The organism is uncultured Oscillibacter sp. (assembly GCF_950073225.1).
Classification (GTDB): Bacteria; Bacillota; Clostridia; order Oscillospirales; family Oscillospiraceae; genus Oscillibacter.
The window spans coordinates 1-8995 of sequence record NZ_CATMPS010000057.1 but is presented as its reverse complement, the minus strand read 5'-3'; the positions used below and the strand labels follow the sequence as shown (position 1 = coordinate 8995).

At 64.5% G+C, this 8995-nt stretch carries 9 protein-coding genes; all 9 read right to left on the bottom strand.

All coding sequences use genetic code 11. The features are described 5' to 3' along the window. Window positions 1–230: 230 nt before the first annotated feature. A complete protein-coding gene (locus Q1M04_RS15605; protein WP_204790720.1) occupies window positions 231–668 on the bottom strand; it encodes a hypothetical protein in 438 nt (145 codons plus the stop codon). A gap of 27 nt (window positions 669–695) precedes the next feature. Continuing rightward, window positions 696–953, bottom strand: coding sequence for a hypothetical protein (locus tag Q1M04_RS15600; RefSeq protein WP_293279560.1), 258 nt, complete (start codon window positions 951–953; stop codon window positions 696–698). A gap of 88 nt (window positions 954–1041) precedes the next feature. Then, on the bottom strand, window positions 1042–1680 hold the full coding sequence (nth, locus tag Q1M04_RS15595; protein ID WP_295757366.1) for an endonuclease III: 639 nt from the start codon (window positions 1678–1680) through the stop codon (window positions 1042–1044). A 44-nt stretch (window positions 1681–1724) separates the two neighbouring features. Then, the gene (gene recN, locus Q1M04_RS15590; RefSeq protein WP_297997032.1) at window positions 1725–3407 is read right to left on the bottom strand and encodes a DNA repair protein RecN; all 1683 of its coding nucleotides are present in this window, start codon (window positions 3405–3407) and stop codon (window positions 1725–1727) included. Window positions 3408–3556: 149 nt separating this feature from the next. Beyond that, window positions 3557–4006: an arginine repressor gene (gene argR, locus Q1M04_RS15585; protein WP_293281104.1), complete on the bottom strand. Its 450-nt coding sequence runs from the start codon at window positions 4004–4006 to the stop codon at window positions 3557–3559. Then, window positions 4003–4881 (bottom strand): NAD(+)/NADH kinase, encoded by an 879-nt coding sequence (locus Q1M04_RS15580; RefSeq protein WP_293281107.1) that lies wholly within the window; start codon window positions 4879–4881, stop codon window positions 4003–4005. Before Q1M04_RS15580 ends, argR begins: the two co-directional genes overlap by 4 nt. Continuing rightward, window positions 4878–5702 (bottom strand): TlyA family RNA methyltransferase, encoded by an 825-nt coding sequence (locus Q1M04_RS15575; protein WP_295757369.1) that lies wholly within the window; start codon window positions 5700–5702, stop codon window positions 4878–4880. Before Q1M04_RS15575 ends, Q1M04_RS15580 begins: the two co-directional genes overlap by 4 nt. Continuing rightward, window positions 5692–7548 (bottom strand): 1-deoxy-D-xylulose-5-phosphate synthase, encoded by a 1857-nt coding sequence (gene dxs, locus Q1M04_RS15570; RefSeq protein WP_295757370.1) that lies wholly within the window; start codon window positions 7546–7548, stop codon window positions 5692–5694. The genes Q1M04_RS15575 and dxs overlap by 11 nt, the downstream gene beginning before the upstream one ends. 11 nt (window positions 7549–7559) lie before the next feature. After that, the gene (locus Q1M04_RS15565) at window positions 7560–8102 is read right to left on the bottom strand and encodes a CNNM domain-containing protein (protein WP_295757371.1); all 543 of its coding nucleotides are present in this window, start codon (window positions 8100–8102) and stop codon (window positions 7560–7562) included. Window positions 8103–8995 lie beyond the last annotated feature (893 nt).

Sequence of the window (8995 nt, the reverse complement as noted above, 5' to 3'; positions counted from 1 at the left end):
CGCCCAGGCCCCGGCCCGTTTGGCCGGGCCCCGCCGGACGGAGGCCCGCCCGGAGAAGGCCCGCCGCCCGGGGAAGGGCCCCCTTGGGGCGCTCCACCGGACTGCGTTTCCCCGGAAGTACGCTCCTCCGGAGGCGGGCTTCCCGGCGGCGGTCCACCGGGCGGCGGCCCCTCTTCCGGAATGCGGGTATAAGAGCCGTTGTCGTTGCGGATGTAGCGGTTATACATGCCTCAGCCCTCCCATCCCGAGAGGAATTTCTTCCCCAGGTGGAACAGCCTTGCCAGCTGGAGGGCCCGCTCCACCTTCTCCTGGCGGTCGCTCCGCAGATAGGGCCGCAGGGCGTAAAGTAAATTCCGGGCGTTGGAGTCCCGCTGGCCCCCCAGCTCCTGAATCAGGGGCAGCAGGCGGGTGAGAAGTCCCATGTCCAGCCCTCCGCCTCCCAACAGGGAGGACAGCAGGTCTCCACCGCCCCCGGCGGGCGGCGGAGCGGCCTGCGGCGGATTCCCCCAGGCGGGCCCTCCCGGCTGCCCGCCGGGCTGGTCCGGCGGGGGCGGCGGGGCGGATTCCTGCGCCCCTCCCCCGCCCAGGGACTGGGCCAGCTGCATAATCTGGCTCATGGCGTCCGGGTTGGACAGTATGCTGTTCAGCTTGTCGTCAAATTCCGCCATACGGGCCCAACCCCCTCGTCATGAAAGCTATTTCTGAACCGCCTTGTTGATGCGCTCTACCAGCGCCGCCCCCTCGGGGCTCTGCATGATCTGGCTCACCATTTGGGTCATGGCTCCGGCGTCGCCCTTGGCGGCGGACTGAACCGCTTTCCGCAGTCCCGCGCCCCCGTCGTCCTGGGTCAGCATCCGCATCAGCGTCTGGCCGTCCCGGGACTGCATCAGGGATTTCAGCATCGCCGGATTCTTCCGGAGCTGTTCGGCCATCTGGGCCGATTTCTCATCCATATCGCTTCCTCCTTTGCGGTCTTCAAGGCCAGTATATGAGCCGGAAGGCAAAAAAGTGCCTGTGCTCTCGCACAGGCGCTTCGTTTTCTTATTGCCCGGCCTTCGCCGTGTCGCAGTCCTTCGCAAGGGGGCAGCCCTGGCACTTGGGGCTCCGGGCGGTGCAGGTGTCCCGGCCAAAGAGAACCATCCGGTGGCAGAAGTTATTGGACTCCTTGGGGGGCAGGGCCTCCCGGAGCTGCTTTTCCACCTGGAGGGGGTCCTTGGACCCGTCCGTGATCCCAAGGCGCCCCGTGATGCGGATGCAGTGGGTATCGCAGACGTAGGCGGGCTGGCCGTAGATATCCCCCAGAATGAGGTTGGCGGTCTTCCGGCCCACGCCGGGGAGGCTGGTCAGCTCCTCCATGGTGCCGGGGACCTTCCCGCCGAAATCCGCCAGCAGCCGCTGGGCGCAAAGAACCATATCCTTGGCCTTGCCGTTGTAAAAGCCGCAGGAGTGGATGTACTCCCCCACCTCCCTGGGGTCCGCCCCGGCAAAGCTCTCCAGGGTGGGAAAACGGGCATACAGGGCGGGGGTCACCTGGTTCACCCGCGCGTCGGTGCACTGGGCGGAGAGGCGCACGGCAAAGAGGAGCTCGTAATCCTTCTCATACCGCAGGGAGCACAGCCCCTCGGGATAGACGCCCTTCAAAGTCTCAATAATGCGCTTCACAGCGGCTTTGGATTTCATAGCGGCCCCTCCCGTATGTTTCATAAAATCTTTTGTAATATCTCTTATAATGCTGCCCGATAGGCTTCCGCCGCGTCCAGCAGCTCTCCGGCGCTCTTCAGCAGCGCCTCCGTCACTTTGGAGCCTCCGGTGATCCGGGCCAGCTCCGCCTTCCGCCTCTCCCGATCCAGCAGGACCACATGGGTGTAGGTCCGGCCCTTGGCCTCCCCCTTCTCCACAGAGAAGTGGGTGTCCGCCATGGCGGCCAGCTGGGGCAGGTGGGTGACGCAGAGGACCTGTTTTCCCCGGCTCACCTGAGCCAGCTTCTCCGCCACCTTCTGGGCCGCCCGGCCGGAAACGCCGGTGTCTACCTCATCGAAGACCAGGGTGCCCACGGCCTCCTGCTCCGCCAGGACGTTTTTCAGCGCCAGCATGATCCGGGCCAGCTCGCCGCCGGAGGCGATTTTGGAGATGGGCTTCAAATCCTCCCCGGCGTTGGCGGACATCAGGAAGCGGACCACGTCACAGCCGTCGGGGCCGGGGTCCTTTTCCGCAAAGTCGATGGCAAACCGGACCCGGTTCATGTCCAGGTCCCGGAGCTCCTTCTGAATGCGGGCCTCCAGGACCGCCGCCGCCGCCTTCCGTGCCTTTGTCAGGGCCGCTCCCGCCGCCCCAACGGCCTTTTCCGCCTTGCCCAGCTTCTTCTCCAGGAGAATCCTCGTGTCGTCCGCCGTCTCGATGGAGTCCAGCTCCGCCCGGCGCTGATCCAAATAGGCCAGCATCTCCTCCACAGTGGCCCCGTATTTCTTTTTCAAGCGGTAGAGCTGGTCCGCCCGGCTCTCCGCCGCGTCCAGCTCCTCCGGGGAGAAGTCGAAGGCCCCCCGCAGGTCCCGGATGGTTTCCGCCAGGTCATAGGCCTCGCTCCGCAAAGCCCCCAGGCGCTTGTACGCCGCCCCCAGCTCCTCGTCCAGGTTCCGCACGCCGGACAGGGCCTCCTCCGCGTCCCGGAGCTGGTTCACCGCCCCGGCGCTTTCGTCGTCGCCGGAGAGGCAGTAATCCGCGCCGGAGAGGGCGGAGAGGTATTTCTCGCCGTTGCGCAGGAGATTCCGCCGCGCTTCCAGCTCCTCCTCCTCGCCGGGGCGGAGCTCCGCCCGCTCCAGCTCGCCGATTTGGAAGCGGAGGCTGTCCACCCGCCGGGCCTTCTCCGCCTCGTCCATCTGGAGGGCCCTGATCTGCTCCCGAAGGCCCGAGAGCACCGTGTAAGCCCTTAGGTAAGCTCCCAAGGGCTCCTCCGTTTTGCCGAAGCGGTCCAGATAGGCCCCGTGGAGCTCCTCGTCCAGAAGCTGGGCCCCGTCGTGCTGGCCGTGGATATTCAAGAGCTCCCCGCCAATCTGCCGGAGCTGGGCCACGGTGATGGGCCGTCCATTGGCCCGGCAGGCGTTCTTGCCGTCGCCGGAGATTTCCCGCTGGAGCAGCAGGTTCCCGTCCTCGTCAGGGGAAACGCCGTTTTCCTGAAGGCCCGGCAGCTCCGCCGGGACGGAGGAGAACTCCGCGCTGACGAAAGCCTTAGCGGCCCCGGTGCGGATGAGGTCCCGGGAGGTCCGGCCCCCCAGGACGGCCCCCATAGCGTCGATGACGATGGATTTGCCCGCTCCGGTCTCGCCGGTGAGGGCGTTGAAGCCCGGGCGGAATTGGATGTCCGCCTCCTCGATAACCGCAATATTTTCGATGTGCAGAAGCTCCAGCATGGCGGCCGTCTCCTCCATTTTAAAATCATTTTTGTGACGACATGCGCGTCACAAAAATTCCTTGACCTTAGCCGCCTGGGGCGGCGTCACCAGTGACCGATGTCACTGGTGGGGGGAATCTAAAGGGGGGACGAAGTCCCCTCTTTAAGTCAAAGCATATCCTTTATCTCCTGGCAGAGCAGCTCCGCCGCCTCGGTGTTCCGCATCACCAGCAGGGCGGTGTCATCTCCCGCCAGGGAGCCCACGATGTCGTTCATGTCCATATTGTCCAGGGCGGAACAGGCCCCGTTGGCCAGTCCCGGCATAGTCTTCACCACCACGATGTTTTGAGCATAGTCGATGCTGACGATGCACTCCCGGAAGATGGTCCGCAGCTTCGCCGCCACGTTCAGTGTCGTCCGGTTGCCGGAGACGGCGTACTTATAGACCCCCTGGCCCGCCGGCTCCTTTACCAGATGGAGCTGCTTGATGTCCCGGGAAATGGTGGCCTGGGTGCAGCGGAGCCCCCGGGCCTGGAGCCGGGTCAGCAGCTGCTCCTGAGTCTCGATGTTCTCCTGGGCAATGATCTCCAGGATCATGGCCTGCCGGTCAAGTTTCATGTGTCCATCCCTCCCGGAAGCATTTTTTGAGCGAAGATCTCGCAGAAGCTCCGCTCCGTCAGCCGCACCAGCCGGGTCACGTAGCGGGAGCGGCGGATTTGAATCTTATCGTCCGCCCGCAGGGCAAAGGCCCGGCTCTCGTCCACGAAAAGGTAAACCGGCTTCCGCCCGTTCCGCTCCAACTCCACCGTCAGCGTGTGCTCGGGGCTGAGGACGTAGGAGGAAAAGCGCATGTTGTGGATGCAGATGGGGCAGACCACCATGGTCTGGGCCACCGGCTCCACCACCGGCCCCCCGGCGGAGAGGGAGTAAGCCGTGGACCCCGTTGGGGTCGCCACAATCACGCCATCCCCGGCAATGTCCGCCAGATGCCGCCCATCGGAGGAGATCTTCAAATGAATGACGTGGGAGATGGGGCCCTCCCGGATGACGGCCTCGTTCAGCCCCAGATTCGTATAGATCTGCCGCCCGTCCCGGAAGACGGAGACATCCAGCATCATCCGCTGTTCCATCTCAAACTGCCAGTCCTTGAGCCTGCGGAGCTGCTCCAGCTCAGAGACCTCCAGCTCGGCCACAAACCCAAGGCCCCCCATGTTCACGCCCAGCACCGGCATCTTGTGAAGGGCCGCCAGCTTGGCCAGGTGGAGGATGGTCCCGTCCCCGCCAAAGGTAATCAGCAGATCCGCCCCCCGGAGCTCCTGGGGCAGGGGCTGGACATCATAGTCGCCGAAGGCCCCCTCCTTCCGGTCCCGGAAGGGAGAGCACACCACCGTCTGAAAGCCCATCTGGCGGAGGATACCCTCCGCCGCCCGGGTTGCCTTCATGCCCTGATCCCGGTTGGGATTGGGGCACAGGATGATCTTCTTGGCGCTCATGGGCGCTCCCCCTCTCCGTGTTCCTTCAAGACCTGGTGGGACTCCTCCACCAGGGCCTTTAAATCAAAGGGCGCCGCCGCGCCGCCGCCCTTTTGCAGGAAGCCCAGGTACTCGATGTTCCCCTCCGGCCCCCGGATGGGGGAGTACGTCAGGCCCCGCACCGTCAGCCCCGCCTCCGCGGCGTGGTCCAGATAGCGCTCCAAAACCTCCAAGTGGACGGCGGGGTCCCGGACCACGCCCTTCTTCCCCACCTTCTCCCGGCCCGCCTCAAACTGGGGCTTCACCAGGGAGACCGCCTGTCCCCCCTCCGCCAGCAGGGCCGCCAGGGGGGGCAGGATCAATTTCAGGGAGATGAAGCTCACGTCCACCGAGGCGAAGGCCAGCTCCTCCGGCACCTGCTCCCGGCTGAGATACCGGGCGTTGGTCCGCTCCAGGCAGACCACCCGGGGGTCGCTTCGCAGCTTCCAGGCCAATTGGCCCCGGCCCACGTCCACGGCGTAGACCTTGGCCGCGCCGTTTTGGAGCATGCAGTCCGTGAAGCCCCCGGTGGAGGCCCCAATGTCGGCGCAGACGGCCCCCTCCAAATGGACGGGAAAGGCCGCCATGGCCTTCTCCAGCTTCAGCCCGCCACGGCTGACGTAGGGGAGCTTGTCCCCCCGGACTTCCACCGCGGCGGCGGCGGGGACCGCCATGCCGGGCTTATCCGCCTTCCGGCCGTCCACGTAGACCACGCCGCTCATAATGACGGCCTGGGCCCGCTGGCGGCTCTCCTCCAGGCCCCGCTCCACTAAAAGCAGGTCCAATCTCATTTTATCGCTCATGGCAAGCCTCCTCCGCCGCCGCGGCCACGGCGGCGGCATCCAGGCCGAAGCGCTCCTCCAGCTGAGGGACGCCGCCCTCCGGGGCAAAGGTCCGGCCCAGGTTCTTTAAGATCAGCTTTTTGGGGGCCCGCCCCTCTCCCGCCAGGATGGCGGCCACGCGCTGGCCCACACAGCCCGCGCCGAAGCAGTCCTCCAGCACCAATAGGATATCCGTTTCCTGGAAAAAGTCCGCCAAAACCGCCCCGTCCAGGGGGGCGATCTGATTCAGCTTCAGGACTTCCGCCCGGATGCCCTTTTTCTCCAGCAGCGCCGCCGCCGCCAATGCCTGGTTTACCAGCACGCCATAGCTCAGCAGGGTCACGTCCCGCCCCGCCCGGAGGCGGACCAGCGGCTTGTCCGAGGCGTCGTCCCGGTAGGCCCCCTCTCCCCCCCGGGGATAGCGGACCGCCACGGGGCCGGTCAGCGCAAAGAGGGCCCTTTGCAGCATATGCCGCAGCTCGGCAAAGCTGGCGGGGCAGAGGACGGTATAGCCCGGCAGGGCCGGGAGAAACAGCGCGTCAAAGCAGCCGTGGTGGGTCTCGCCGTCGGCCCCCACCAGGCCCGCCCGGTCCACGCCCAGGACCACATGGAGCTTCTCCAGGGCCACGTCGTGAATGAGCATGTCATAGCCCCGCTGCAAAAAGGTGGAATACACGGCAAACACCGGCAGCAGGCCCTGGGCCGCCATGCCCGCCGCCATGGAAACGCCGTGGCCCTCGGCAATGCCCACGTCGAAAAAGCGGTCCGGGAAGGTCTTGGCAAAGCCGGAAAGGCCGGTGCCGTCGGCCATGGCGGCGGTGATCGCGCAGACCCGGGCGTCCTCCCGGGCGAAGTCCGCCAGAGCCTTGCCGAAGACGGAGGAAAAGCTCTCCTCCCCCGCCTTTTTCAAAAGGCCCGTCTCGGGGTCGAAGGGGCCCACGCCGTGGTACATGTCCGGGTTCCGCTCCGCGAAGGCGCAGCCCCTGCCCTTGACGGTGTTCACATGGACCACCACCGGGCAGTCCAATTCCCGGGCCCAGCGCAGAGCGTCGCACAGCCGGGGCAGGTCATGGCCGTCCACAGGGCCCAGGTAGGTGAAGCCCATGTCCTCAAAGAGGGTGCTCCCGGGAAAGAGGCTCCGCTTCAAGAAGGTCTTCATCTTGTGGTTAAAGCGGTAGAGGGGATTTTTCATGGGCCGGGGGCCAAACAAGCTCCGGTACCACTTTTTGAAATGGTAATACCCGGGCCGGGACCGTAGCCGGGCCAAATGGGAGGGCATGGCCCCCACGTTGAGGTTGATGGACATGCCGTTGTCGTTCAAAATGACAATCAGGGGCTCGCCGGAGGCCCCGGCGTTGTTCAGCCCCTCGTAGGCCAGCCCTCCGGTGAGGGCCCCGTCGCCGATGAGGGCCAGGACGCGGTAGTCCTCCCCTCCCAGGGTCCGGGCCCGGGCCATGCCCAGGGCTACGGAAACGGAGTTGGAGGCGTGCCCGGCGATGAAGGCGTCGTGGACGCTCTCGTGGGGCTTGGGGAAGCCGGAGAGGCCATCCAGCTGGCGGAGGGTGGCAAACTGCTCCCGCCGGCCCGTTAACATTTTATGGACGTAGCACTGGTGGCCCACGTCGAAGACCAGCCGGTCCCGCTCCGTGTCGAAGACCCGGTGGATGGCCACCGTCAGCTCCACCGCCCCCAGGTTGGAGGCCAGGTGCCCCCCGGTCTTAGAGACGCTCTTTACAAGAAACTCCCTCAGCTCCTGGCAGAGCTGGGGGAGCTGGCCCTCCGGCAGCGCCCGGACGTCGGCGGGAGAGTGGATGGAATCCAAAAGCATAGCTTCTCCTCTCAATGGTGGAACAGGTACAAAAATCGCCCGGCCCAATAGACCACCTGGGTGCTCTTTTTAATGGCCACCGTCTTGCCCAGGGCCTTGCCGCCGATGGTCAGGCCGGAGACCAGGGCCGTGACGGCCACGGAAATCAGCATCGTCCGCAAATTCAGCGCACGCTGGAGCTGGGTGACAATCACCGCCCCCGTGGCGCCGCTGACGATGCCGCAGATGTCCCCCACCACGTCGTTGCAGACGCTGGAGACCCGCCCCGCGTTCCGCAGCAGCATCAGCGACTGCTTGGCCCCCTTCTCCTTGTGGGAGGCCATGGCGTGAAAAGGCTTGGGGTCCGCCGCCGTGACGGCCACGCCGATAATGTCGAATAAAATGCCCAGGCCGATGAACAGCGCCAGCATCAAAAGAGCGGCGGTCACGCCCGCGCCCTCCAGCATCGACTCCGACGCCAGACTCAGCACGGCGGAGAGGACCACCGCCATCAAAAAGACCGTAAGGGCCCAACGATATGGGGAAGAGGCCTTTCCCTTCTGCTGTTTTTTCAAAGGAACCTCCCGAAAGGACCGCCCATGGGGAACGGCCTCTTATGTTTTATAAGCTAAGCCGGCGGCGGCAGAAAAAGTAAATCTTACGGCTTAGGTACGGGTTGGATTTCCCCGGAACACACCTCTCGTTGCCGATGGAGGCGGTTTCCCGTTCGGCGCTCCGGCGCGGCGTTGCCTCTCCGCGCTACCCGATTGCCACTTAGTCCGCACTGCAATCCCTTTTCTGCCCCGTCAGGACAGCCTAGGTGATTTCCACCACAGTCTGTCCGCTTCTTTAGCCTCTTTTGCAAAACGGGTTTCAAAGGGCGATCGGAACGCCGCCCTGGCCGGGGCCGCCCTCCGTAGTTCCCTAATCCACCCGCCCCACTCAAGGCAGGCTACGGCTGCACACAGCGTTACGGCCCCGAAAGACCGATGCACCGCATTGCAGGTTCACAATCTGCTTCGTACGCGGGCCGGAATTACCACAGTGGGAGTACGTCCGCGCACAAGAACAGGTCTCCACGGAAACAGGGTCGGATAAACCATGCCATTGGAAAACGCCCTGAGTCCGCAAGCGTACCGAGTACGCTTCCCCCCAGCACCCACCCAAAACTGGGCGTATCAAGCAGGCACCACGGGTTTCATCGATGTGCCCTTCAGAGGATTTTTAGGCCCTCCCTAGGAAACGGCAGATCTGACTAGAATACTGCGCCGCCGCTTAGCGGAAATCAGTATAGCATAGAAGGGGAAAATATGCAAGATATACAGTATATGAATTTTTTCTAGAAAATGTCAAGGGTTAAATGCAGAAAAATCTAAAATTGTTTTTTGTGCATTATTCACAAAAGCAATTCTACCCCCTCAATACCGGCCTCCTGGGCAAGCTCCAGCAATACCCGTCCGGCACACCT